This window comes from Bacillus sp. SRB_331 (assembly GCF_003264175.1).
Lineage (GTDB): Bacteria > Bacillota > Bacilli > Bacillales > Bacillaceae_G > Bacillus_A > Bacillus_A mycoides.
Map to the genome: position 1 here is coordinate 111043 of NZ_NADV01000029.1, position 26398 is coordinate 137440.

At 32.4% G+C, this 26398-nt stretch carries 22 protein-coding genes, 1 riboswitch and 1 other annotated feature; of the genes, 18 read left to right on the plus strand and 4 right to left on the minus strand.

Annotation, left to right across the window (positions count from 1 at the left end):
- Positions 1-162 precede the first annotated feature (162 nt).
- Positions 163-1089 (plus strand): NADP-dependent oxidoreductase, encoded by a 927-nt coding sequence (locus B5P42_RS18975; RefSeq protein WP_113734928.1) that lies wholly within the window; start codon positions 163-165, stop codon positions 1087-1089.
- A gap of 61 nt (positions 1090-1150) precedes the next feature.
- Here B5P42_RS18975 and B5P42_RS18980 read toward each other — a convergent pair whose 3' ends face one another.
- Positions 1151-1855: a class I SAM-dependent methyltransferase gene (locus tag B5P42_RS18980; RefSeq protein WP_113734929.1), complete on the minus strand. Its 705-nt coding sequence runs from the start codon at positions 1853-1855 to the stop codon at positions 1151-1153.
- A gap of 384 nt (positions 1856-2239) precedes the next feature.
- Positions 2240-2496, plus strand: a binding site (T-box leader).
- Between the two features lie 83 nt (positions 2497-2579).
- Here B5P42_RS18980 and lysS point away from each other — a divergent pair.
- Positions 2580-4133 carry a lysine--tRNA ligase gene (gene lysS / locus B5P42_RS18985; protein ID WP_113734930.1) on the plus strand — a complete coding sequence of 518 codons (1554 nt, stop codon included), beginning with the start codon at positions 2580-2582 and terminating at the stop codon, positions 4131-4133.
- 61 nt (positions 4134-4194) lie between these two features.
- On the opposite strand, the gene B5P42_RS18990 is transcribed toward lysS, so the two are convergent.
- On the minus strand, positions 4195-4623 hold the full coding sequence (locus B5P42_RS18990; protein ID WP_002013108.1) for a cell wall hydrolase: 429 nt from the start codon (positions 4621-4623) through the stop codon (positions 4195-4197).
- A gap of 160 nt (positions 4624-4783) precedes the next feature.
- On the opposite strand from B5P42_RS18990, the gene B5P42_RS18995 reads away from it, so the two are divergent.
- From B5P42_RS18995 to B5P42_RS19010, 4 genes are all read left to right on the plus strand, one after another.
- The gene (locus B5P42_RS18995) at positions 4784-5698 is read left to right on the plus strand and encodes an acetamidase/formamidase family protein (RefSeq protein ID WP_113734931.1); all 915 of its coding nucleotides are present in this window, start codon (positions 4784-4786) and stop codon (positions 5696-5698) included.
- Positions 5699-5817: 119 nt separating this feature from the next.
- Positions 5818-6525, plus strand: a complete 708-nt coding sequence (locus B5P42_RS19000) for a response regulator transcription factor (protein ID WP_113734932.1) — start codon at positions 5818-5820, stop codon at positions 6523-6525.
- Entirely contained in the window at positions 6522-7505 is a 984-nt protein-coding gene (locus B5P42_RS19005; protein WP_002142017.1) for a sensor histidine kinase, read from the plus strand. Before B5P42_RS19000 ends, B5P42_RS19005 begins: the two co-directional genes overlap by 4 nt.
- 198 nt (positions 7506-7703) lie before the next feature.
- Positions 7704-8603 (plus strand): LysR substrate-binding domain-containing protein, encoded by a 900-nt coding sequence (locus tag B5P42_RS19010; protein ID WP_113734933.1) that lies wholly within the window; start codon positions 7704-7706, stop codon positions 8601-8603.
- 77 nt (positions 8604-8680) lie between these two features.
- On the opposite strand, the gene B5P42_RS19015 is transcribed toward B5P42_RS19010, so the two are convergent.
- Complete coding sequence (locus B5P42_RS19015) at positions 8681-9670, minus strand: aldo/keto reductase family protein (protein WP_113734934.1); 990 nt, start codon at positions 9668-9670, stop codon at positions 8681-8683.
- Between the two features lie 510 nt (positions 9671-10180).
- On the opposite strand from B5P42_RS19015, the gene abc-f reads away from it, so the two are divergent.
- The 6 genes from abc-f to B5P42_RS19045 all read left to right on the plus strand — a co-directional run bounded on the left by abc-f (position 10181) and on the right by B5P42_RS19045 (position 17070).
- On the plus strand, positions 10181-11809 hold the full coding sequence (abc-f, locus tag B5P42_RS19020; RefSeq protein WP_113735053.1) for a ribosomal protection-like ABC-F family protein: 1629 nt from the start codon (positions 10181-10183) through the stop codon (positions 11807-11809).
- 20 nt (positions 11810-11829) lie between these two features.
- Positions 11830-12423: a GNAT family N-acetyltransferase gene (locus B5P42_RS19025; protein ID WP_113734935.1), complete on the plus strand. Its 594-nt coding sequence runs from the start codon at positions 11830-11832 to the stop codon at positions 12421-12423.
- Positions 12424-12837: 414 nt separating this feature from the next.
- Entirely contained in the window at positions 12838-13332 is a 495-nt protein-coding gene (locus B5P42_RS19030; protein ID WP_002032490.1) for a DUF3267 domain-containing protein, read from the plus strand.
- Between the two features lie 320 nt (positions 13333-13652).
- Positions 13653-14423 carry an ABC transporter ATP-binding protein gene (locus B5P42_RS19035; RefSeq protein ID WP_002136646.1) on the plus strand — a complete coding sequence of 257 codons (771 nt, stop codon included), beginning with the start codon at positions 13653-13655 and terminating at the stop codon, positions 14421-14423.
- The gene (locus B5P42_RS19040) at positions 14398-16329 is read left to right on the plus strand and encodes an ABC transporter permease (protein ID WP_113734936.1); all 1932 of its coding nucleotides are present in this window, start codon (positions 14398-14400) and stop codon (positions 16327-16329) included. Before B5P42_RS19035 ends, B5P42_RS19040 begins: the two co-directional genes overlap by 26 nt.
- 69 nt (positions 16330-16398) lie before the next feature.
- Entirely contained in the window at positions 16399-17070 is a 672-nt protein-coding gene (locus B5P42_RS19045; protein WP_088033834.1) for a lipoprotein BA_5634 family protein, read from the plus strand.
- Positions 17071-17145: 75 nt separating this feature from the next.
- Here B5P42_RS19045 and B5P42_RS19050 read toward each other — a convergent pair whose 3' ends face one another.
- On the minus strand, positions 17146-17487 hold the full coding sequence (locus tag B5P42_RS19050) for a DUF3914 domain-containing protein (RefSeq protein ID WP_002127670.1): 342 nt from the start codon (positions 17485-17487) through the stop codon (positions 17146-17148).
- A gap of 279 nt (positions 17488-17766) precedes the next feature.
- Between B5P42_RS19050 and B5P42_RS19055 the strand changes: the two genes are divergently transcribed.
- From B5P42_RS19055 to B5P42_RS19080, 6 genes are all read left to right on the plus strand, one after another.
- Positions 17767-19008: an esterase/lipase family protein gene (locus B5P42_RS19055; RefSeq protein ID WP_113734937.1), complete on the plus strand. Its 1242-nt coding sequence runs from the start codon at positions 17767-17769 to the stop codon at positions 19006-19008.
- 88 nt (positions 19009-19096) lie between these two features.
- Positions 19097-20122 carry a homoserine dehydrogenase gene (locus tag B5P42_RS19060; RefSeq protein ID WP_113735054.1) on the plus strand — a complete coding sequence of 342 codons (1026 nt, stop codon included), beginning with the start codon at positions 19097-19099 and terminating at the stop codon, positions 20120-20122.
- A gap of 96 nt (positions 20123-20218) precedes the next feature.
- Positions 20219-21667, plus strand: coding sequence for a MocR-like pyridoxine biosynthesis transcription factor PdxR (gene pdxR, locus B5P42_RS19065; RefSeq protein ID WP_002185703.1), 1449 nt, complete (start codon positions 20219-20221; stop codon positions 21665-21667).
- Positions 21668-21671: 4 nt separating this feature from the next.
- Complete coding sequence (ddlB, locus tag B5P42_RS19070) at positions 21672-22586, plus strand: D-alanine--D-alanine ligase (protein WP_002013134.1); 915 nt, start codon at positions 21672-21674, stop codon at positions 22584-22586.
- Between the two features lie 73 nt (positions 22587-22659).
- Positions 22660-22765: riboswitch (TPP riboswitch) on the plus strand.
- 124 nt (positions 22766-22889) lie between these two features.
- The gene (gene tenA, locus B5P42_RS19075; RefSeq protein ID WP_002032475.1) at positions 22890-23576 is read left to right on the plus strand and encodes a thiaminase II; all 687 of its coding nucleotides are present in this window, start codon (positions 22890-22892) and stop codon (positions 23574-23576) included.
- A 331-nt stretch (positions 23577-23907) separates the two neighbouring features.
- Entirely contained in the window at positions 23908-26289 is a 2382-nt protein-coding gene (locus B5P42_RS19080) for a pPIWI_RE module domain-containing protein (protein WP_113734938.1), read from the plus strand.
- Positions 26290-26398: the final 109 nt, after the last annotated feature.

Sequence of the window (26398 nt, forward strand, 5' to 3'; positions counted from 1 at the left end):
AATTAGATTGTATTTAAGTGAAATAAATGTTTTTTGCACTCATGATGCTTAATTAGTAGAGTAGCATAAATATCACCTCCAAATATATTTATTTTCATTCAAGGCGAAAAATTTTGAAAAATAATTGTTTGTTATTAAAATAAACAGCAAGGGGGAGAGGAAATGAAATCAATTGTTATTGATCAATATGGTAGTGTTGAAGAATTACAAGAAAGACAAGTTCCAAAACCAGTTGTTAAATGTAATGAAGTATTAATACGTATACACGCAACATCTGTCAATCCTGTTGATTGGAAAATAAGAAAGGGAGACTTACAAGAAAAGTTGCGATTTTCATTTCCAATTACATTAGGATTAGATGTTGCTGGAATAGTTGAAGAAGTTGGAGAAGATGTGAATCATTTTAAAATAGGAGATAAAGTGTTTACGAAACCTGAAAATATAGGGAAAGGTTCTTATTCTGAATACATTACAGTGAAATCAAATTTAGTAGCGCAAATGCCTAATAATCTTAATTTTGAAGAAGCAGCATCTATACCTCTTGCAGGACTAACAGCTTGGCAAAGTCTTGTTGATTACGCACAAATAAAAGAAAATGACCGAGTATTAATTCATGCTGGAGCGGGCGGAGTAGGGAGTTTTGCAATTCAAATCGCAAAATCATTTGGGGCCTTTGTCGCAACAACTGCAAGTAGTAAAAATGAAGAGTTTTTAAAGTATTTAGGAGCTGACCTTGTTATTGATTATAAAAAAGATAAATTTGAAGAGCTACTATCAGATTATGATATTGTGTTAGATACAATCGGCGGAGAAGTACAAGAAAAAAGTTTTCAAATTATTAAATCTGGTGGTGTTCTAGTTTCTATCGTTCATGAACCACGTCATGAAGTAAAGGGCATAAAATCAGGGTTTTTATGGTTGAAACCAAGCGGGAAGCAATTGGACGAATTATCTGTTTTGATTGAGCATGGAAAAATTAAACCTATCATCAGTAAGGTTGTTCCGTTTAATGAAGAAGGAATTAGAGAAGCTCATATTTTAAGTGAAAGTCAGCATGTTAGAGGGAAAATTGTAATTACGATGGAATGATATTTACATAAATATACGAGTGGTGACTATAAAAAATAAAAATTGTCACCACTCATATAAACTACAATTTTTGCACGACAAAAGTAATCGCATTCGTATTTAATTGAATGTGTTTACCGTTTCGTACAATATCATACGCTAAATTTTTTATTTCAACTTTTACTTCTTTCCATTCGTTATAAACGCTTTTTAGTGTACGTATCATTCCTTCCGTAGAAAGGTTAATTTCAATTAAAGCATCTAATTCTTCTCCTGTTTCTAAATCTATTTCTTGAATGTTAGAGTGAACGATTAAACAATTGATACCGCCACTCTTTGTCCCCTTTTTCATAGTGTGAAGCACTTTTTTAAAATCGTCTATTGATCTAACATGTTCTAAACTTGATACTGCAACGATGTAGTCATAAGTATTAGGAGCAATATAGTAGTCTTCAATTGCTGCTTGTTCCGTTTTTATGTATTCAAATATACCATATTCTTTGCTATAAACTTGTAACTTCATTAAAGCCGAATCAAGTAGATCAACACAAGTAACAGTGCCGCCACTATTCATAATTTTTTGTGCAATCGGAATACTGTTTCTACCGACACCAGAGCCAAGGTCAAGTATTTGTAGGTCTTTCTGTCCTTCAAAATAGTTCAGCATGCCCATAACTGTTTTAACAGGTTTATACAGCCAAGATCCTGCTTCGAATAATTTATATTGTTCATAGCAAAGATCGTGATACTTTTTCTCTTCTTGTCTTATGTAATCGATTCTGTTCATAGTGATTGACCTCAATTCATTAAAGATACATATAAAGTTCGATAAAAATATAGGTAAACCTTTTGTTGGATTGGCATAAAAAAGATGTACTGTGAAAAAACGAAAGCCTTCTCACATTGCTCGAAAATAGCATATAACTATGAGGAGGAAGAAGTATATGATGTTTTATGTGAAAATGTATTGCGAGTATATGAAGGGAGTGAAAAGTATAAGCGATTTAAAGAGAAACCGAAAGTGACATAATGGTGTGATGATGTAGTCACAACATTCAACTTGAAGGAATAATGCATTTTTTAGATAGAGAAAATATGTGTTATTAATTTTCATTCAGAAAAATTTGACAATATATACGTTATAAATTATCATATGTAAAAACTAATATTCAAAATGGCATTGAAGAGAAGAGTAGTTAAGAATGAATACGTACAGAGAGCTCCGGTAGCTGAGAAGGAGAGGTGAAAATCTTAATGAAAAAAGACTTGGAGCTGCGCAAGGAACTAATTCATTTAGGGATGGTGCGACGGGTTCTCCCGTTATAGAGATAGGGTATAAGCATATTTTGCCGTACCTGAAGAGGTTAATATGGTGACGTATTAACAAACTGAGGTGGTACCGCGAAGCTAATAACTCTCGTCCTCAAGATGAATAATCTTGGGGGTGGGAGTTTTTTTGTTGTATAAAACTGAAAATGTGAAAATAAAAATACAATTGAGGTGAGTGGCATATGCATTGGGCGTATGAAGTAGCACATGAATTAATTAGAAAACATCCAAACAAAGAAACTTTTGTTTGTGCAGCTGGAATTAGTCCATCTGGTTCTGTTCATATTGGGAACTTCCGTGAAATAGTAACGACTTATTTCGTTGTAAGGGCTCTGCAAGATTTAGGGAAAAAGACTCGTTTTATCTTTTCATGGGATGATTATGACAGGTTTAGAAAAGTTCCTAAAAATATTGATCCATCTTTTGCAAAATATATTGGTATGCCATACTGTGATATTCCTGATCCGTATGGGTGTCATAACTCGTACGCAGAGCATTTTGAAAAAGAGTTTGAGAAATCGCTCCAAGCATTTGGGATTGAAGTGGAATTCATATATCAACATACTGAATATAGAAGCGGAAGGTATAACGAAAACATATTAGAGTCTTTGTATAAAAGAAAAGAAATATATGATATTTTAATGGATTTTAAAACAGGAATACACCGAGAAGAAGATAAAGAAAACTTTTATCCCGTTACGTTATATTGTGAGAGGTGCGGGAAAGATGCAACAACTATTACACATTTTGATGAAGTATTAAAAACAGTTCGGTATGACTGTGAATGTGGAAATCAAAATAAATTATCCGTATTAAATACAAATCAAATGAAACTGAATTGGAAAATCGATTGGCCGATGAGATGGATAATAGAGGATGTTATTTTCGAACCGGGCGGAAGAGATCAATCGTCGGAAACAGGTAGTTATAATGTATCAAAAGAAATTGCAAGGAAAATATTCAATTGTGAAGCCCCTCAATACGTTGCTTATGATTTCATTGGAATTAAAGGGCATCATGAAAAAATGTCCAGTTCTTCAGGGAATAGTATTACACCTAGCGACTTATTAAAAGTGTATGTACCAGAAGTGATTCTTTTTATGTTTGCAAAATATAGGCCCGGCGCAGCTTTTCATATTGGACTTGATGAAGATGTGATTCGCAATTATACAGAGTATGAGAGATTGAAGGACAGTTATGAAAATAAAACACTCAAAAATGAGGATTTATTTGATGCAATTAAACTTTCTAGACTTGATAGCCGATTTAAAGAGTATCCAAAGTTTAATCAAGTAGCAGGAACTTTACCGTTATTAAATTTTGATTCATCTATTTTACAAGATATATTAGAGAAAATAGATAGGAGCTATACATTACCTGAAATGATAGCGATAAGTAATCGTGCTGAGTATTGGATAAGAAACTTTCAATCTAAAAAATTAATTGCGGTAAATAAAGAGAAAAATACGGAGTTTTATAACACATTAGATGAACGGCAGAAAAAATGGCTAGTAGAAGTTTGTAAAATAATTCGTTCTAATAACGATCATTCTAAACTAATGGAGCAATTGTATACGATTTGTCATCATGAAAATAAAAAAATAATGAAAGAAAATCAAAAACAATTATTTACCATTTTATATAGGCTCATTATGAATCAATCAAGTGGTCCACGTATACCGTTATTAATACATGTGGTAGGCGCCAGAAAATTCGTCACATTATTAGATTTCTAAAATATAGTTAAAAGCAACGGAAGTACTCAATAGAATAAGTACTTCCGTTGTTTAATTTTTACTATCTTGAATACATTTTTGGACATTCATCGCCACTTGGTTCGTAAAAGCAATGGCTTTTAAATTGCCCTGCAAACGGCTGATTATACCATTCGGGTGGACAAGCTCCAACTGGACGGAAATACCAAAGAGCCCATCGTGCTGGCCAGCGCCATTCACCTTGTAAAACTTTTCTTGCGATTTCTTTTTCTGATTCACGGGCACGTTGATAAAAGTAACCGTATTGAACTGCTTCGAATCCGCCAGGGCTTTGATATACTGCATCACGTACAGATCGAAGTTGTTTGAAATCTAAGCAATCACAAAATACACGGTTTACGACAACACATCCAACAAGTTGTTCACCTTGTCGTCCTTCACCTTCAGCTTCAGCTCGAATTAAACGAGCTAGTAAATCAACGTCACTTTCGTTGTATGGAATAAGGGGCATTGTAATACCACCTTTCTTTACCTGTTATAGTAAAGAGTGTATGTTTCAAAATGAGCTAAGTGCATTTTTCTTGAAAATAACTACTAATTTTAAAAAGGGGCTTATACGGAAAAAAGCTAATTATTATATGGAAGATAAAAAACGAAAAAGGAGAGGTACTATGCATCGTATACATAAAGAACATATCATTTACGCAATGTCACCAGAAAATAATCCATGTATTGAAGTAGAAATTGGGAGCCGTCTTGTATTTGAAACATATGATTGCTTTGAAAATCAAATTGATTCTGAAGATGTTGTGTTTCAAGAATTAGATTGGAATCGAATAAATCCAGCGACCGGACCTGTACATATTAAAGGTGCAGAACCTGGTGATATATTAGTCGTAACGATTGAAAAGATTAAAATTGCAGAGCTGGGTGTTTTAACTACAGGTGCGAACCTAGGTGTAATGGGTGATGAGCTAAATGAAAATACAGTAAAAATTGTCCCAATACATAATGGACATGTTTCATTTTCAAATGAACTGCAAATTCTAATTAATCCAATGATTGGTGTGATTGGTACTGCACCGAAAGAAGAGAGTATTTCATGTGGTACACCGCATGATCACGGCGGGAATATGGATTGTAAAGAAATCAAAGAAGGTACAACGTTATTATTACCTGTAAATGTTCCTGGTGCTCTTTTAGCATTAGGCGATTTACATGCTGCGATGGGTGATGGTGAAATTGGTGTTAGTGGAGTAGAGGTTGCTGGTGAAGTAACTGTAACTGTTCAAATTATAAAAGAAAAGACATTGCCAATACCAATGGCTATCCAAAAAGAAAAAATAATGACAATCGCTTCTGAGAAATTGTTAGATGATGCAGCTAGTCGTGCTGTACGTAATATGGTGACATTTTTACATGAAGAATTAGAAATGTCTAAAGCTGATGCAACTCTTTTATTATCAGCAGCAGGTAATTTGAAAATTTGCCAAGTTGTGGATCCACTAAAAACGGCGCGGATGGAACTAGGAAGGGAATATGTGGAGAAGTTAGGATTTTCTCTAAATGAATTTCATATTAAATAAGAAAAATAGAAAAGGATACTTTTGTATAAAAGTATCCTTTTCTATTTTACGGATTTTGTGAAAAGAGGTAGTATTTATATAAGTATATTTGAGATTGTGGATCAAAAAGGAGTTCAGAGATGGTTAAAATTATGATTGTTGAAGATGATATGAAAATTGCGGAGCTATTATCAACATATGTTGCGAAATACGGTTACCAAGGAATTATTGTAACGGATTTTCAAAATGTGTTAGACATATTTTTAGAAGAACAACCGGAGTTAGTGTTATTAGATATTAATTTACCAAGTTTTGATGGTTACTATTGGTGTCGTCAAATTCGCGGGGTTTCTACATGTCCAATTTTATTTATTTCGGCTCGTGAAGGTACGATGGATCAAGTTATGGCGTTAGAAAATGGTGGCGATGATTTTATTCCGAAGCCGTTTCATTATGAAGTTGTAATGGCAAAAATTCGTAGTCATTTAAGACGTGCTTATGGAGACTATGCACCGAAACTAGAAGAACGAATGGTTGAGCAACAAGGTCTTAGTTTATATCCCGAAAGACTTGTATTAAAACTTAGGAACCAAGAGATTGATATAACGAGAAACGAAGCCATTTTATTAGAGATGTTAATGAAAAACTATCCGCGTGTTGTGAGTAGGGAAGTATTATTAAATAAATTATGGGATAGTGAATCCTATGTTGATGATAATACATTAAGTGTAAATACAACACGTGTGCGTAAAAAGTTAAAAACGTTACATATTGAAGGAGCAATTGAAACAATTCGTAGTGTTGGATATAGATTACATATTACTTGGGATAATGGTATGGAAAAATGATAAGGTTATTTATACGTGATCATATACCACTTATTTGTTTTACTGCGATCCAACTACTAGCCATATTCTTAGTTTATTGGTTTGATGGGCATAATCATATTTCAACGGCATTATATGCAATGTTTTTAGGTGCTTTTTTTATGGTAAGTTATTTAGTATTTCGTTATTTTACACATCGTTCTTTTTATGAACGTTTAGCAAATCCGTTGCAATCTTTGGATGAATCTGTTCAAAAATCTGATTTTGCAGTTTTATCTACTGCTCTCCAAGATTTGCTCGAAGTACAATATCGACATTATCAAAATCAGCTCCAGTTACAAGAGAGGAAAAATAATGATCATTTAACCTTTATGAATCAGTGGATTCATCAAATGAAAACACCTTTATCTGTAATAGAATTAATTACACAAGATGAAGTGGATTCACGTTTTGAAAGTATTAATGAGGAAACAGATAGGTTGAAAAAGGGGTTAGAGATGGCACTGTATGTCGCACGTTTAGAAGCATTTACACAAGATTTTTATGTAGAAAGAGTACAACTACATAAAATAGTGAATGATTCCGTGCATGAACATAAACGCTTTTTTATTCGGAATTTTGTATATCCAGAGCTTGAAATTGATAAGAGTATTACTGTAGAAAGTGATGCGAAGTGGTTACAGTTTTTAATTGGACAAATAATATCGAATGCGATTAAATATTCATCAGGTAGTAGAGAAAAGATTAAAGTGAAAGCACGTAAGGAAGGTAATACAGTTGTACTTGAAATTACCGATAGTGGCGTAGGGATACCGAAGCAAGATTTACCAAGAGTATTCAAACCTTTCTTTACAGGAGAAAACGGTAGAGATTTTAAAGAATCAACTGGAATGGGGCTCTATCTTGTATATGAAATTACGAAACAATTAGGACATAGTGTAGGAATCCATTCAGAGGTTGGTAAAGGTACCGTTGTACGAATAATATTTTTTAATGTGTAAAAAGTGATTCAGGCTAAAGAACTTTTAAGATAAGTTTTTTAGCCTTGTTTTGTAATACTGATACAATTTGAGAATGTAAAATTATTTACATAAGAGAAGATAAACTCAACTGAAAAGGAAAAAGAACAACTAGTCATACACATGCTTTTTAGTAATAAAAGTGCTTTTTGGGTAATTGATAATGACTGGGGGATTGAAATGGATATTCGTAAAATGAGATATTTCATAACAGTGGCAGAAGAATTAAACTTTAGTCGTGCAGCAGAACGGCTTAGGATGGCACAACCTCCTTTAAGTCAAGAAATTCGTAAATTAGAAGAAGAATTAGGAGTTCAACTTTTTCATCGAACAAAAAGAATGGTTGAACTAACCAGTGCAGGGAAAATATTTTTAGAAGGTGCGCGACAAACGTTGCTTCAAGTAGATAGAACTATTAAAGAAACACAGCTTGCGGATGAAGGGAAGATAGGACATTTAATAATCGGTTTTGTCGATTCTACAGAAACCGTAATAGACATATTAAAAAAATTTCGAGAACGTTTTCCTAGAATACAGCTTATATTACGCGAGATGACAACAGACCAGCAAATAAAAGCGCTATATGAAAAACAAATTCATATTGGATTTATTCGTTCCAAGCAGAATAATGAAATATTAGTTTCCGAAGTTTGTTCTGAAGAATGTTTAAAATTAGTTTTGCATGAAGAGCATCCTTTAGTTTCGTTACGTAACATTTCAATCAAATCATTAGTTGATGAACCATTTATTTTATTTCCTCGTCATTTCGGTACTAACTTTTATGATTTAATTATTAGTTACTTTTGGGAACATGGAGTAAGTTTAAATATTGTTCAAGAGGCGATCCAAATGCAAACGATTGTGAATTTAGTTGCAGCAGGAATGGGGATTTCTGTCGTTCCATCATCGGTGGAAAGCTATAAAAAATCGGGTGTCATGTATAAAGACATTCAAGAAAATACACCGAAAATAAATTTATATGTTGGATGGAGACAAGATGAAAAGTCTGTCGTATTAGAGAACTTCTTAACAGTTGTTAGAGTGGTTTATACGACTTCACAATTTGAATTTGAAAAGTAAAGGCCCATCTTGATGGGATGGGCAGTGGGAAAGTTGGATAGGAAAACTTCCATTTTTATTTTAAAGTCACTGAAGATTCAACCTGTTTTACTCGGATCGTACTCAGCGAAACCTTTTAGTATATTATCAATCTGATCCATAATTTCAGGTTGCAATTTAACACTAGAAGCAATTACGTTTTCTCTTATTTGCTCCGGATTTGAAGTGCCAATAATTGCAGAGGAAACAGCTGGATTTTGTAGTACCCAAGCAACTGCGAGTTGAGATAGGGTAAGATTAGTTTCTTGTGCGATGGGATTGAGTTTCTGAATTGCAGTGAGTACATCATCACTCATCCAACGTTGCACGAGTTTGTGGAAAAATGGTTTGCCAGCATCTGAATTAGCACGTGATTGAGTCGGTATTGGTTTACCTGGTTGATATTTTCCAGTGAGAATGCCTTGTGCGAGGGGAGACCATACAACTTGACCAAGTCCCTCACGTTGACATGTTGGTATTACATCAGTTTCAATAACTCGCCACAACATCGAATATTGAGGTTGGCTAGCGATAAGTGGAATGTTCAATTCTCGTGCAAGTGCTGCACCGCGGGTAATTTGTTCTGATGTCCATTCACTTACGCCTAAGTAAAGGACTTTACCTTGTCTTACAAGATCAGCAAAAGCTAACATCGTTTCCTCAAGGGGAGTTGTTTTATCAAATCTATGTGCATAATAGACATCAATGTAGTCTGTCTGCAACCGCTGTAACGATGCATTACAATTTTCTATAATATGTTTTCTCGATAATCCACGATCATTTTTTCCAGGTCCGGTCGGATGGCATACTTTTGTACATAGTTCTATGCTTTCTCGGCGTATACCTTTCAAAGACCGGCCAAGTACTTTTTCGGCTATAGTGTCCGAATAAACATCAGCAGTATCGAACGTAGTAATTCCGACATCTAGTGCGGCTTTCACACAATCATTTGCAATATCTTCATTTACTTTCCCGCCATGGTTTATCCAGTTCCCGTATGCAATCTTACTTACTGTTAATCCACTGTTTCCTAGTTTGCTAAATTCCATTGTAGTATCCTCCTTTTAAAATGATATCTTTATTATAAGAACTGAAATGTAGTATGTATAATATATAATTACTCTTAAATTTATATAAAAATTATATAAGAGGGAGTGCTTAGAAGGTTATTATTAGGGAAATCTAAAGGAAGTAGTACAACTAAAGTATGCTTGTTCAATTTGAAGTTAAGAAATGATAAATAGACCTAGAAGAAAGCAATCTTTATAACAGCACGTATAATTGCATTTACACATACTGTATTATCATGGTACAATATGGTTATTAACGACGGAAAGGAATGATGGGTGGACGATGATTAACTAATCTTATTTTTAAATGTTGAAATTAAATAAATTTCAATTTGTAAAAAATAGGATTAGTCTACCCAATTCCATTCAACGGTATTGCTATTTATTATGCGTAATAGCTTATTTGGGTATAAATATGTTAACGACTAATCCTGCCAAAATAATTTGGGAGGATTTTTTTGTTCTCCCTTAATGAAAGGGATCGGTAATATGAAAGAAATTTTAAAATTAAATGATGTTTATGTTGAAATAAAGGAAAATACTTTATTAGAGAAAATGAATGTTACAGTAAAACAAGGGGATGTTATCGGATTAATTGGTAAAAACGGTGCCGGTAAATCAACGTTACTTCAATTAATAAATGGGAAGATTGAGCCATCAAAAGGGATTGTTGAATGGCAGCAAATGAATATGACAACGGCATATGTTGAACAAGAAATAGAATCTTTTATTAGTAATGATATGATTGCAAAAGAAGCAGAACTTCTTGCGAAATGGGGCGTGCCAACGAACGATTTTCTTACTTTAAGTGGTGGTGAAAAGCTGAAAGTTCGACTAGCAAAAGGATTTGCCGAAAATCCTAATTTATTAATATTAGACGAACCGACAAATCATTTAGATGAGATGAGTACGGAATTTCTCATTAAGCAAATAAAAAATATGAAGGGTACAGTTATCGTTGTATCGCATGATCGATACTTTTTAGATGTTGTCGCAACGAAAATATGGTCAATTGAGGAAAAGAAACTAATTGAGCATAGCGGTAATTATACGAGTTATATGAAAGCACGTGAGCATACAAGAATGACGCAGCAACGTGAATATGAAAAACAACAAAAAAAGATAGAACAAGTAGAAACACATATAAAAGAATTAAGTTCATGGTCACAAAAGGCACACGCACAGTCTACAAAACAAGAAGGAGTTAAAGAGTTTTATCGTGTAAAAGCGAAGCGAATGGATGCGCAAGTGAAGTCAAAACGAAAACGTCTCGAAAAAGAGCTGGAGAAAACGAAAGTAGAACGTGTGAAAGAAGAGTATTCAGTGGAGTTCTCTATTCAAGCGAATAAAAAAGTAGGAAAACGCTTTTTAGAAGTAAAGAAATTAAAAAAAGACTTTCATGGAAAGACATTATTTGAAAACGTTAATTTTACAATCCAGCACGGTGAGAAGATTGCGATTGTTGGACCAAACGGTAGCGGGAAAACAACATTACTGAAGATGATTATGGGAACGGAAACTGTACAAGGAGAAGTATGGATTTCACCATCTGCAAACATCGGTTATTTAACACAAGAAGTATTTGATTTACCACTGGATAAAACACCAGAAGATTTATTTTTTAAAGAGACATTTGAAGAAAGAGGAAAAGTCCAAAATTTAATGAAACATTTAGGATTCCAAGCTTCTCAATGGAAAGAGCCGATTGAGCATATGAGTATGGGGGAACGAGTAAAATGCAAGTTAATGGCTTATATTTTAGATGAAAAAGATGTACTTATTTTAGATGAACCGACGAATCACCTTGACCTTCCTTCACGTGAACAGCTTGAAAATACATTAGCTGAGTATAATGGAACACTCGTTATAGTTTCTCACGATCGATATTTTCTGGAGAAAACAACTAACACGAAACTCGTGTTTTTAAATAATACGATACAAAAGCAGCTAGAGGAACTTATTAAAACAAGAGATGATATTGAAGAGCTACGTTTAACATTAGAAACAGAGAGACAAGAAGTATTAGGTAAATTAAGCTTTTTAACTTCTAACGATAAAGAATATAAAGAACTTGATGAACGATTTATAGAACTTACGAAGCAGATTAAGGCGCTTTAATGTAATTAAGGGGGATTAACATGGGAGAAGAGAGTTCGACTAATTTATTTAGAATAGACTGTGGAGATATATACTTGCAAGAATTTACTATCAAAGATGCGGAGAGTATTTATAAAATATCGAATCAACCGGAAATAGAACAGTTTTTACCAGACTGGAAATCAACGAAAGAACAAAGGGTTGACTGGGTTATTAATGATGAAATACCAGCAAATAAAGAATTTCTTAATGCAGTGAAAAATACATGTAACATAGATGATCATATATTAAAGCTAGGAATATTTAATAAAGATACAAATGAATTTATTGGATGGTGCTGCACAAGTATTAAAGAAGAACTCCCTTCACCAAATAGAGAAATAATGTATGCTATTTCAAGCGAGTATCAAAGCAATGGTTACGCTACGAAAGCGACTAAAGGGTTAATTGATTATATGTTTAAAAATACAAATGTAGATGTCCTCAACGCAATTGCTTTAATTAACAACGTACCATCAAATAAAGTTATTGAAAAATGTGGATTTACTTATTTGAGCCAACAGACGATAGAAAACCAACTATATAATCATTATTTATTAAGCAAATCAGAGTGGATAAAAAATATTGCTCTTTAAAAGAATCTATAATGGAATGTAAAAAAGCTTTTTTACATTCCATTCTACCTGTTACCATATCAAAGAGACAATTTGGATGGCTTCTTGCCGGATTTTCTCATCAAAAAAACAAGGGGATTAAGCTGTACATGCGATAATCATTTTATAAAAAATCATATATGAAAAGGGGTTTGGATAATTTTGTCGAATGCATTTATCTATGAAAACACCACTTTCTTACTCAAATTATCCTAAAAATGAATCATTTTGAGCTCAAATAGAAGAACGCACGGCAAAAGTGAAGGTGAGCGAAGTTTTGCATATAAAACTTACGGTTGAGTGTTAGTGGATTAAAAGTTTTAAGTTATGAAATAGATTAAATGAGGGAGGGGAACGCATATCATAATTTGGTTTCGTCAATTGCCACAGATAAGTATGGATTTTTCAGAATGGACTCCTTTTATTAAGAATAATTGGTATCAAAAGCATTATATGAAGTTTGTATATCTACTTCAAATAATCATTTTTCTGATACCAAATTACTTTGGAGTAGGTTTCACTCATATTAATATATTGTATCTAATCATAATAGGTATCTTTGTCTTCATCATTCACGAATGTCTACACATTTTGGTCATAAGTAACAAAGGTGATATTAGCTTAACATGTAGTGGAATATTTTTTTGGCTAAATACAAATGCAACCCTATCCAAAGCGAGATTTTGGGTCTTTATGAGCTTACCCATAATTGTATTATCGGTAGCCCCTGCATTTATGTCGTTCTATGTATCAGGAAATATTAAATCAATCATATTATTTGTATGTTGGATAAACGCAATAATTTCCGCCTCAGATATTTACAATTCATTTTTAATTGCAATGAAACCGAAGAACTCAGTATTTTGCAGAGGATATTATCAAGTGAAATAGTATTAAAAGTATTATTTAATTATATTTCAATTTAAGAAATTAGTTAAAAATATAATATTTGAAAGTAAAAAGACCGATAATACAATCGGTCTTTTTTCATTAATATAATAAAGATTAGAAATAAATAGCATTGTATTTCATACTACCCTGCGAATATTATAAGATAGATATAAATTGATTATAGTTTGAAAGTAGATTTGTTATCAGTTTTTTTAGAAATCTTACAAGCGTGTAAGATAAATGAAAGATGAATCAATATGTGCTATAAGACAATTCATTTACACTATATTGTGAGAAGTGCAAATGAAGGGAGAATATAAATGGAAATTCTACATGCAAAAAGTATTAGTAAAGTATATAAAGGGAAAGTACCTTTTAAAGCATTGGTAGATATTGATTTATCAATTCAAGAAGGTGAATTTATAGGGATTATGGGGCCATCAGGGAGCGGGAAAACAACGTTATTAAATATGGTATCTACTATCGACTCTCCAACATCGGGAGAAATATTAATAAATGGTACAAATCCTTTCCAGTTGACATCAGATAATTTGGCTTTATTCCGTAGGAAACAATTAGGATTTGTTTTTCAATCATTTAATTTACTTAGCACACTTACAGTAAAGGAAAATATCGTATTGCCGATGACATTAGATGGTGTTTCTGTACAAGAAATGAACAAACGAGTTGAAGAAATTGCAGAGAAATTAAATATTACAGATATATTGAGTAAAAGAACTTTTGAAATTTCAGGGGGGCAAGCTCAAAGAACAGCAATTGCTCGTGCAATTGTTCATAAGCCGCAATTATTACTTGCAGATGAACCAACAGGGAATTTAGACTCTAAATCTTCAAATGATGTAATGGAGATGCTAGATACTTTAAATAAAGAAGAAAAAGCTACGATGATGTTAGTTACACATGATCCGTATGCAGCGAGTTTTTGCAGCAGAGTCATATTTATTAAAGATGGTCAACTATATAACGAAATTTATTGTGGTGAAAGTAGGCAAGCATTTTATCAAAAGATTATGGATGTCCTTTCTTTGTTAGGAGGGAAAAGGCATGACTTTTCGTCAGTTCGCATTTAATAATATTTTTCGCAATAAGCGTACATATGCAGCTCATTTTTTAAGTAGTGCATTTTCTATTATGATTTTCTTTACGTATGCTCTTTTATTATTTCATCCTGATTTACAAGGTGAGTTGAAATCGACAAGTGCAACAATAAGTGCATTTGGTACATTGGGATTTTCAGTTTCGCAAGGCTTGATTTTTGTATTTTCATTTTTCTTCATTCTATATTCAGTTAGTTCATTTTTAAAAACGCGTAAGAAAGAATTTGGGATATTAATGATGCAAGGTATGTCAATGAGACAGCTTAAGAAATTATTATTAATTGAAAATATGTTGATTGGACTTGGCTCAATTTGTATAGGAATTCTTATTGGACTCGTATTTTCTAAACTAGTTTTATTGATAAGCGCAAGTGTATTAATGATTAGTAATGGTTTGCCTTTTTATATACCAGTGCAGGCTGTATTATTAACAGTCATCACATTTCTTTTATTATTTTTAATTGTTTCGCTCGTTACATTTAAAATGATAAAAGTAACAGAACTTGTGGAACTTATACAAGCAGAGGAAAAGCCAAAGCCAGAACCGAAAGCATCAATTTTATTATCGCTACTTTCTTTAATTAGTATAGGGTATGGATATTTTTCAGTATTTCGTTTTATCCCAAGTACTAATTTTATTACGCTTGGAATAGGGGTGCTCCTAGTAATTATAGGAACGTACTTTTTATATACACAGTGTAGCGTTTATATATTGCACCTTGCGAAAAGGAGAGAATCTTTCTTTTTAAAGAGAACAAATATATTAACATTTGCTGAATTAATTTACCGTATGAAAGATAATGCAACGATGTTTTTTATAGTATCTATTGTTTCAGCAGTTGCATTTACAGCGATTGGTACAACAGCTGCAATTGGAAATAGGGATTTGGTAAGGATGACAAATCCGTATACATTTTTGTATGGAAGTTTTGAAAACGACAAAGTATTAAATAAAAATCTTTCTATTATAAAAAAACACCTTTCTGATGCTAATATTCCGTATCGAATGGCTTCATCTTCATATATATACACGGAAAATGGTGTAGATGTAATGAAGTTAAGTGAATATAACGATCTTGCTAAAGCACTAGGCTATCAACAAGAAACAATCGAAAAAGAAGATGAAATTTTATTAATTCCTGGAGTCGTATCACAAAAACAAGAATTTAAAAATGGCGAGTATAAAAAGAATATAGAAGTCATTCAAGGAGATTGGACAAAGACATTTCATGTAAAAAAAGCCGTAGAAAATTTAGTTTTACCACATGATTCTAGAACTATTTATATCGCTGTTAAAGATCAGGTATATGATGGAATACCTCTTACTAGTGACCCAGTTAATAAAGACATTCAATATCGTACTTACGGATTTGTTGTAGACGATTGGATGAAAACGAAGGGAATTTCAAACGAATTAATTAGTAGATTTGAGAAAGATACTAGAGTAGGTAATTTTCAATTTCGGGCTTTAACTATAGATTTGTTAAGTGCAAAGCAAACGAATGGATTATTACTTATGGCAAGTGTTTTAGTCGGAATCGTCTTCTTCACATTCGCTGCTAGTTTTATTTATTTTCGATTATATACTGATTTGGATCGCGATCAACAGCAATATAAAATGATTTCGAAAATGGGATTAAGTAAACGAGAATTAAAAAAAATTGTAACGAGACAGTTATTATTAATGTTCTTCTTACCGATTGTTGTTGCAGTGATTCATACTGTAGTCGCTTATACGGCATTACAGCAATTAGTCGATTTTTCTATAATTAATAGCTCTATCGTTATTTTAATTTCATTTATATGTATACAAGTATTATATTTCTTTATAACCCGTTGGCGTTACCTGCAAAAGCTTTATAAGGTTATGGAGCAATAGAGTATATTAGCTTGTAAGACTACATTAAAGTATGTGGAAAAAATGAACTGTATGATGAAAGGAAACGCGATGAAAAGAACTTTAACTATTTTTATGTTAACGATACTATTATTAATAAGTTTTAGTGCATGTTCTAAAAAGGAGAATCCATTTCCTGCAAACGGTTTATTAATCATTGGAAATGAAAATAAAATTTCACCAATTATTAATCGTTATCAAGAAATTACGAAAGAAAATGAAGTGTTTTCTGTGAAAACAGGTACTTATGGAAACGGACAGGTATTAATTTTAAATGAGTCTACAGCACAAGCATTGATTAAAGCTAAAGTTTTCCGTAAACGAGATAATGGCTCCAATTTTATACCTGTAAATACGTTACCGAAATTCCCAAAAGAGGGTTCTCTACTGTTTGCACAAGAAGACGAAAAGACTTTGAAAAGTATTAAATTAGAAGGAAACGAGGTTCCTGTCATATACAATAGTGACGCTTGGATAGGTAACAAGCGTAATTATCCAACGCAATGGTATGTGATTGTATCCAAAAATAATATATATAAGGAAATAAAAGCAAATGAAACAAAAATGCATCTTCTTCAATTAAAAAAATCTTTAGGTGACGAAAAACCTAAAATGTCGACAGATAATACATTGGTTAATGAAAATGTAAAAGTAAGAAAGCTAATTAAAGATTTTGAGGGAGAAGTATCAGTTCAGTTTTTAACGATTGAAGAAAAATCTTAAAAAAGAGTTCAAGGTTGATAAAGTTTCTATCAACCTTGAACTCTTTTTAGTTATAGACCATTCAGATAACATAGTTTACATGACTTCATTTAATCGAGTCTCGCTCGTTTCTTCAATCGCATTTGAATGTTGAACCGAACCATTTTGAGATTCCTTTTCTTTACGAAATTTCTGTAACATTTCTAAAATCATCCATAAAGGTACACCTTTGTCTTTTAGCATTTTCCATAAGTCTAATTCGCTAAATTTATGATCCGCTTGTTTCATTTCTTGTTCAGATGTACGAATATCAAATTTGATTAGATCATTAGATTTCTTATCTTCATGCTTAGTAGAAGAGATAGTATTATGCTCAAGATTAGATGGGGTTATTTTAGAAGGTTGAGCTAATGTATGAATGTTTAATCCGACTTGCATGCTTTTTTCCTCCTTTTCAAGCAATGAAATTAGTTTTCTTATGATTTTTAAATCCATTTAACATGAGGAAACTATATTTAATTATAAATTCAAATATTCAGATTTACAAGTTGTGTTATGAAAAGTAAATGCTTACTAGAATTAATATTTATCAACATTTGTAAATGTTTTCTATATATACAACGTATATAAAATACTTTACATTATGTTTAAGTTGCAAACTAATTTTGTGTTTTTTTTCAAAGATAAATGTAAACGTTTTATTGAGGGGGAGAAAGTATGGGGAAATTATTTTTAAAAGTATGTTTTTTCGCATTAGTGACTGTTTGTTCATTCGCAGCGAAAACAACTTACGCTGAAGAGAGACAACAAAATAATTATCCTATCATTTTAGTGAATGGATTTGCTGGATGGGGTAGGGAAGAAATGTTAGGGGTAAAATATTGGGGTGGTGTTCATGATATACAGGAAGATTTAAAAAGAAATGGTTATACAGTACATACTGCTGCTGTTGGCCCTGTTTCTAGTAATTGGGACCGTGCATGTGAATTATACGCGCAAATTAACGGTGGAACAGTAGATTATGGCGCGGCACATGCTGAGAAACATGGACATAATCGTTTTGGTAGAACATATAGTGGTTTTGCACCGAATTGGAGTGAAACAAATAAAGTTCATTTAGTTGGGCATAGTATGGGAGGACAAACGACGAGAACATTAGTACAGCTATTAAAAGAAGGAAGTTATGAAGAAAAAAATCATGTGAAAAATCATCCGAACACAAAGATATCACCACTATTTGAAGGTGGTAAATCGTATGTTCATAGTGTTACAACATTAGCAACTCCTCACAATGGTACAACACTTGCGGACGGAAGTCTTCTGTTGCCGTTTGTTAAAGATTTACTCATTACAGCTGCAAGTTTAGGAGGAAACAATAATTTATCATTATATGATTTTAAATTGGAACAATGGGGTATAAAAAAGAATGCCGGAGAGTCCTTTTTCCAATATAGTGATCGTATTCTAAATAGTTCAATTTGGAAAAATACAAAAGATATAAGTCAATGGGATTTAAGTACTGATGGTGCAAAAGAGTTAAATAATTGGGTAAAGACGCAATCGGATGTATATTACTTATCTTATAGTGGACATGCATCGCAAGCAGCACCAATAACAGGTTTACAGTTACCTCATATAACGATGAATAAAGTGTTAATGGGTAATGCATTTTTCTTAGGTTCCTATGCAAGATATGAAGAGAATCGAACATTAATAGATACTTCTTGGTGGCAAAATGACGGTGTAGTAAATACAAATTCTATGATTGCGCCTTCGTCTAATATTACTGCAAATGATAATGAGTCTTTACAGGTTGGAAAATGGAATCATATCGAAACGAAAGCAAATTGGGACCATCTTGATATGGTAGGATTAAGCGTTTCAGACACTTTAGGTTTTTCTAATATTCAAGAGTTTTATAGAACAATTGCAGAAAAATTATCACGGTTACCGAAATAGATAATAATAAAGCGCTCTCGATGGAATTCGAGGGCGCTTTATATTATATTGAAAGAGGGATTTGGCAAAAAAAACATGGGGTGATCTTATGAAAATTCAAGTTGTATTATCAGGGTATGGGACAGTTGGTAAAGAATTTATTAAATTATTAAACGAAAAATATTTATATATAAATGAAACATATGGAATTGACTTAGTTGTTAGTGGAGTGATAGGAAGAAATATTGCAATACATAACGGAAAAGGTTTGCAGATTAATGATTTATTGACGTATGGCGATGGTTCTGCTGCAATTGAAAAATATATCGAACATTATCCAGAGGAACGCGGAACGATTAATATAAATGGTACTGTATTGGTTGAATCAACTGCTACAAATCTTAAAAATGGAAATCCAGGGAAACAGTATATGAAACAAGCTATTGAAAATCAAATGGATATAGTAGCTATTTCAAAAGGTGCACTTGTTACAGCTTGGAGTGAACTGAATACGGCAGCACGTATTTCAGGCTCACGCATTCGATATAGCGGTGCAACTGCCGCTGCGTTACCGACATTAGACATTGGACAACTAAGTTTAGCAGGTTGCCATATTGAAAAAATAGAAGGAATATTGAACGGGACAACAAATTATATTCTTACAAAGATGCATGAAGAATATAAGACGTTTGAAGAAGCATTGCAAGAAGCACAAAATAAAGGAATTGCGGAGACTAACCCGTTATTAGATATAAGCGGGATGGATAGCGCTTGTAAATTATTACTTTTGACGAATAGTTTAATGGGAAACGATTATTCACTCAAAGATATAAAAATAAACGGAATAGAGCACGTTACAACGCAACAAATTCAAAATGCAAAGGAACAAAATAAATCAATTAAATTAATTTCATCAGCATATAAAGATGATAATGGAAAAGTAAACCTTAGTGTACAGCCTTGTAATTTAGAGAAAGAACATCCGTTAGCAAATATAAATGGCACGGAAAAAGGAATTACGTTCTTTACAGATACAATGGGACAAGTCACTACAATTGGTGGAGCTTCTAATCCACGCGGAGCTGCAGCTGCTGCTTTAAAAGATGTAATCAATTTATATCGAAATGATTTATAGGCTTTATAACCGTACCGCTATTAATAAAAAATACATATGTAGTGGACCTTTTGAGAATGAAATAAATATGCAAAAATAATTGCAGGGGGTAAGAAATTGTTTAAAGATTTTAAAGTTGTAAAAGATCGTCCCGTTTATATTCAATTAAAGGATTATTTAAAAAAGATGATTATGAAAGGGCATTTGTTGGGGGACCAAAAAATCCCATCAACAAGGGAACTAAGTGAATTATTATCAGTGAGCAGAAATACAGTACTCTCTGCATATGCGGATTTAGAACAAGAAGGACTCATTTATGCAGTTAAAGGAAAAGGAAATTTCGTTGCGAAGGTGGATATAAGTAACACCTCGTCTGTTGAAATAGATTGGAAAAATAAACTTAATACAGTTACCACATTAGCGGATGAATTAGACTTAATGAAGCATGGAGTTCGCTGGGAAAAAGGAATGATTGTTTTTAATAGTATAGCCCCGGACGAAAAGCTATTTGATGTTGAAAATTTCAAAAGAGCTTTTCTTACACGTATGTCCATTGAAGGGGATATCGTATTGAACTACGGATATGCAAAAGGTTATAGACCGTTAATGAATTATTTACTTCATTACATGGAAATGAAAGGTGTAGATATTTCGAACAAAGATATTCTAATTACAAATGGATTTACAGAAGGATTAGATATTGTGTTATCTTCTTTATCGAAGAAATCAGGGCGTGTTATTTGTGAGAACCCAACTCACCATGCTGCATTGAAGCTTTTTCGTTTACATGGACTTGAAGTTCATGGAATTAATATGAATGATGATGGTATTGATACGAATGAAGTAGAAAAAAGTTTGCGTGAAAAGGATTTTGATTTCGCGTATTTAATCCCTTCTTATCATAATCCAACTGGTATTGTTACGAGTTCGGAGAAAAGAACGGAATTGATGAGGTTATTTTCAAAATACAAGATCCCTATTATAGAGGATGGGTTTAATGAAGAATTACGTTATTCGGGTTCACATTTATCGCCATTATTAACTTTTGCAGGGGCTGGTAATAATGTGATTTATATTAGTAGCTTTTCAAAAGTACTTTTCCCTGGTTTACGTGTAGGTTGGATCATTGCAGATAAAGAACTGATACATTATTTAGAAAGTGTTAAAAGAGCCAGAACCATTCACACATCTACGTTAGATCAAGCTGTTCTGTTTCAATATTTACATGAAGGATATTTTGAAAAATATTTAAAAAAAGCAAGATCTGTTTATAAGAAAAAATATGAGTTAGCTGTTGGGGCGTGTAATCAGTACATTCCGTTTAAAAGAATGACTGGAGACGGTGGACTTCATTTGTTTATAGAGTTGGAAGAAAAAATTCAAGCCCGCACACTTTTACAAAAGTGTTATGAGAAAGGAGTTACGTTTTCTCCTGGAGATGTTTTTTACTCTGATGGAGGAGGAGCGAACACATTCCGATTAGGATTTTCACGTTTGAAAGAACAGGAAATTGTTAGCGGGATTCAAATAATTGGTGAAACTTTAAAAAATGAAACTTGGAGTTGAGAAAATGAGAATTGGCGTTATTATGGGAGGAGTATCCTCTGAAAAACAAGTATCAATTATGACTGGGAATGAAATGATTGCACATTTAGATAAGAGTAAATATGAAATCGTTCCAATTACGTTAAATGAAAAAATGGATTTAATTGAAAAAGCGAAAGACATTGATTTTGCATTGCTAGCATTACACGGAAAGTACGGAGAAGATGGTACAGTTCAAGGGACGCTAGAGAGTTTAGGTATTCCTTATAGCGGTAGCAATATGTTATCTAGCGGTATATGTATGGACAAAAATATTTCGAAAAAGATTTTGCGTTATGAAGGAGTAGAGACACCAGATTGGATTGAACTTACAAAAATGGAGGATCTAAAGCTTGAGGAGTTAGATAAATTAGGATTTCCGTTAGTGGTAAAACCAAACTCTGGCGGCTCAAGTGTTGGAGTTAAGATTGTCTATGATAAAAATGAATTAATCTCTATGCTGGAAACTGTATTCGAATGGGATTCTGAAGTAGTAATTGAGAAGTATATAAAAGGTGACGAGATTACATGTTCAATTTTTGATGGGCAACAGTTACCTATCATTTCGATTCGACATGCTGCTGTGTTCTTTGACTACAATGCAAAATATGATGATACTAGTACAGTTGAAGAAGTTATCGAACTTCCAGCTGAAATAAAGGAACGTGTAAATAAAGCGTCACTGGCTTGTTATAAAGCATTAAAATGTAGTGTTTATGCAAGGGTTGATATGATGGTGAAGGAAGGAATTCCATATGTAATGGAAGTTAATACATTACCAGGGATGACACAATCAAGTTTACTGCCAAAAAGTGCGGAAGCAGCGGGAATTAATTATAGCAAACTATTAGATATGATAATTGAAACTTCATTAAAAGTAAGGAAAGAAGAAGGTTTTTAAGGTAGTTATATAATTAATTCTTTTGACAGTTCCACGAAGTATGCTATGATAATTACAATACGACAACTAAATATTTATCCACTAGGGGGGCCTTTTATAGGCTGAGATCAGATGAAATTTTGAGACTCTTAGTACCTGATCTGGTTAATGCCAGCGTAGGGAAGTGGGAAAGACGTTGCTATTTAACGAATAAATACTGTCAATTTCACTTTCTTTACGCCTGTAAAGAAAGTTTTTTTATTTTACAGCTTTAATAATTGTGGATAAATACGTATATTTTTTACATTATTTGGAGGGATTTAAATGACTTTTTCACAATCATTACGTAAAGAAGTAGATTCAATTTGGGAAGCAAGTTTTAACCATCCTTTTGTAAAAAAACTAGGCGAAGGAACATTAGATTTAGCTAGTTTTCGATATTATGTGCTTCAAGATTCTTATTATTTGAGTCATTTTGCTAGAGTACAAACGTTAGGTGCTGCAAAGGCTCTTGAATTAGAAACGACAGCTCGTATGGCACACCATGCACAAAATACGTATGAAGCTGAGTTATCATTACATGAGAATTTCGCAAAGAAATTAGGGATTACAAAAGAAGAAAAAGATAATTTTATTCCTGCGCCAACTGCATACGCTTATACATCTCATATGTATCGCGCAGCTTATGAAGGGCATTTAGGAGATATTATTGCGGCTATTTTACCTTGTTATTGGTTATATTATGAAATCGGTGAACGATTAAAAGAATGTCAACCAGAAGAGCCAATTTATCAAGAATGGATTTCTGCATATGGATCTGATTGGTTCCGTACTCTAGTAGAAGAGCAAATCACACGATTAGATACGATCGCTGAAAAAGTAACAGAGGCAGACCGTAATCGTATGAGACAACATTTTATTTTTAGTAGTCAATATGAATATTCATTTTGGGAAATGGCATATACATTAGAAAAATGGCCGGTGAATGAAGAAGTTAAAGGTGTTATTTAATTAAGAGTATATAAAAGGTATCGCTATATAAAGAGGCGATACCTTTTATTATATTTAGTTTCTGTAATTTTTTTGTAAATCATAGATAAAAAATATAATAATTAATTATAATGATTTTATAATATAAAGTCCCATAAGGAGGTAGTTATATGTTAATAGTTACTTTATATTAATTTGATTTTAATAATGTTTTATTTAAATAACCAAATGTATTTTAGTTATTTCCTTTAATGTGCTTGGTTAAAATTTGATTCGTTAATGCTTAAAAAATTGGTATCTTTTCTAGTATTATTCATGATCAATATAAATTAAGAGAGGAAGTATTAATAATATGGAAAAATTACAGTTATTAGCATTTAAAAATATAGTAGAACCCCTCTATAATGAGAAAGTATCGTATATTTATTTTCCTATTGAATGGCTTGAGATTGTAGAGATACATTATAGAACATTTTTATTAACGAGCAAATTAAAACTTGTAAATGAAAGATTGTATGAAATGTTTTCTGATATATTATTCATTCAGCATAATCCATATATATTAAAGGAAGATACGCCCTGGATTGTAGCAAAAGAACCAATGAAACAAGAACAGTTAGACTATATTTTCCAAAGCTGGTATGAGGTTATTCATGATTGGAAACCTAATAAATTAATAGATCCACCACATTTAGAATGGCAGTATGATTTAATTAGTAATTTACCAGCATTACATGATAAAAAAACCTTTTCTAAATGGGTACCAGCTCTAATTACTCATATTTTTTGCGAACAGCCTTTACGTATGGAAAATAAAAATGAGGAAGAAATATATTTTTCACCACTGCGATCACAACATGTTTCTGAAGCGATGTCTGAGCCAATTAAAGATGAAGAAACACATGATTATTTCTCTTATGTATATCGGTTTGAATACGTAACTCGTGGAGGTGAGAATATTCCGTTATTAAAAGTATCTGTAGGGATTAGGAGGTTTTATCAACAATATAATCATAAAGATATCCCTATACTTTTAGGGCGAAAGCGGAGCCAAATACTGATTTCAACTCCTGAATTTGAATCAAATAATAAAAAGCAAAGATTTGTAAAGTTAAAAGTACAACAAGCTGTAAAAGGAATAAAGTGGATTAAACGTTTTAGAAATTTAAAAGATGATTATAGGATAGGGGGAGAAGTTAAATTAGAGAACATTCTCCAATGTCCGAAAGAGTATATTAGAGGAACAAAGGTAAGAGTGCTTCTTCCATATAACGAAAATATATATAAAGTTCAAGGAACAAAAATAAAATTTGGTATAAAAGTAAGAGAAAAAGAGGAACTTTTTAATGAATTCCAACGAATATGCCCATATTTCACATTACTTCCAGAATGTGAAAATGTATTAACTAATAATGAGAATGAGTTATTACCTTTATTTGCCCCAAAGGGATTAGACTCAATTACGTTAGAAGTATGGTCAGATGATATAGTAATAGAGATAGAACAAGCGTTATTAGATAGCAAAATAGTTTTAGCTCAAAACGGAGATTCCTCATATGTATTAAATGCAGACAATCCGGTGTTGTTAAAAATAGTAAGATATAACATTAGGAAATTGTTACAAAATCCATATAGAATGCAATATAGTCATAAAAACAAAAAGAAACTAGTAGACGATGTCGTAAAAGCTGTACATGCTACGGCAGGTGAGCAAAATGAAATGAAATTAGCATTAATTGCAATAAAAAATTGTGATGGTCGCGAAAAAATTAATCCAAAGCAAATTATTCGGGAAGGATTCGCTCAAACGGAACGTATTTCAGCATTTATTAATTTATTTATCGGACAAAGTGTATCTAAAAAAGAAATTATTAATGCCATTCTTAGTTTGTTAGAACAAAAGGGGTTCTTAAAGTGTAGTTGGAATAAGATAGAATTACCGGGGATAATTGTAAATTTATCAATTGAGAAAATGTCTAAATATGATTTCTTACCTATTTTTTCAAAAATAAATGGGAGAGAAATATTATATAAATTATATGGTCAAGAAGAATGGGGCACAATTGATCATACTTTATTAAATATAGGTAATAATAAAGTGTTTTTACCACAACCATCAAAAAGGAATGATATAGGAGTCAGTTTTAAACAATTTATGTCAGAAACATTAGTTGAAATTTCACAAGATGCACATAAACAAAATAAAGAAGTTTATTTTATTGTAGATGCCAATATGAGGAAATATTGGATAGAGGAATTGCAAAATAAAAGCGTTAATATTGGGGTTTCACCTGAAATAATCTCAAATTTTAAAGAGGATATAAACATAATTAGAATTAATACTAACTCAGATGTACCGAACTATATTGTTAGAGACCAAGAACATGTTATGAATGAAACGAGATTATTTGTAGATCAAATGGGAATTTACTATAGCACGGCTGCATACGAATTAGATTGTAATGAGATAGTACAGCAGTACATACTCGAGGTTATCCCGCTTGGTGTAAAATCTGAAGAGAGAGAAGAAATCGCCAAAATGATACATTACATGTGCTGTAAATCAACCTTGCTCTCAGAACAAAATATTCATAATACGTATGTAATGCATATGGCTAAATTAATTAAAAATTATACTACCGATATTGATTCAAGGGAGTTTAAAGAATTCAATGACGAATTAGATGAAGATGTAATAATTTTAGAAAAAGAAGATTCATTGATATTAATATAAATAATAGTGTACAAATCCTGCTAGTAATAATGAGCGGGATTTGTCATTTTTTCATGTAAATAAGGCTATCCTTTGTCATGTATCTTTTCTTTTACGTATTTACTTTATT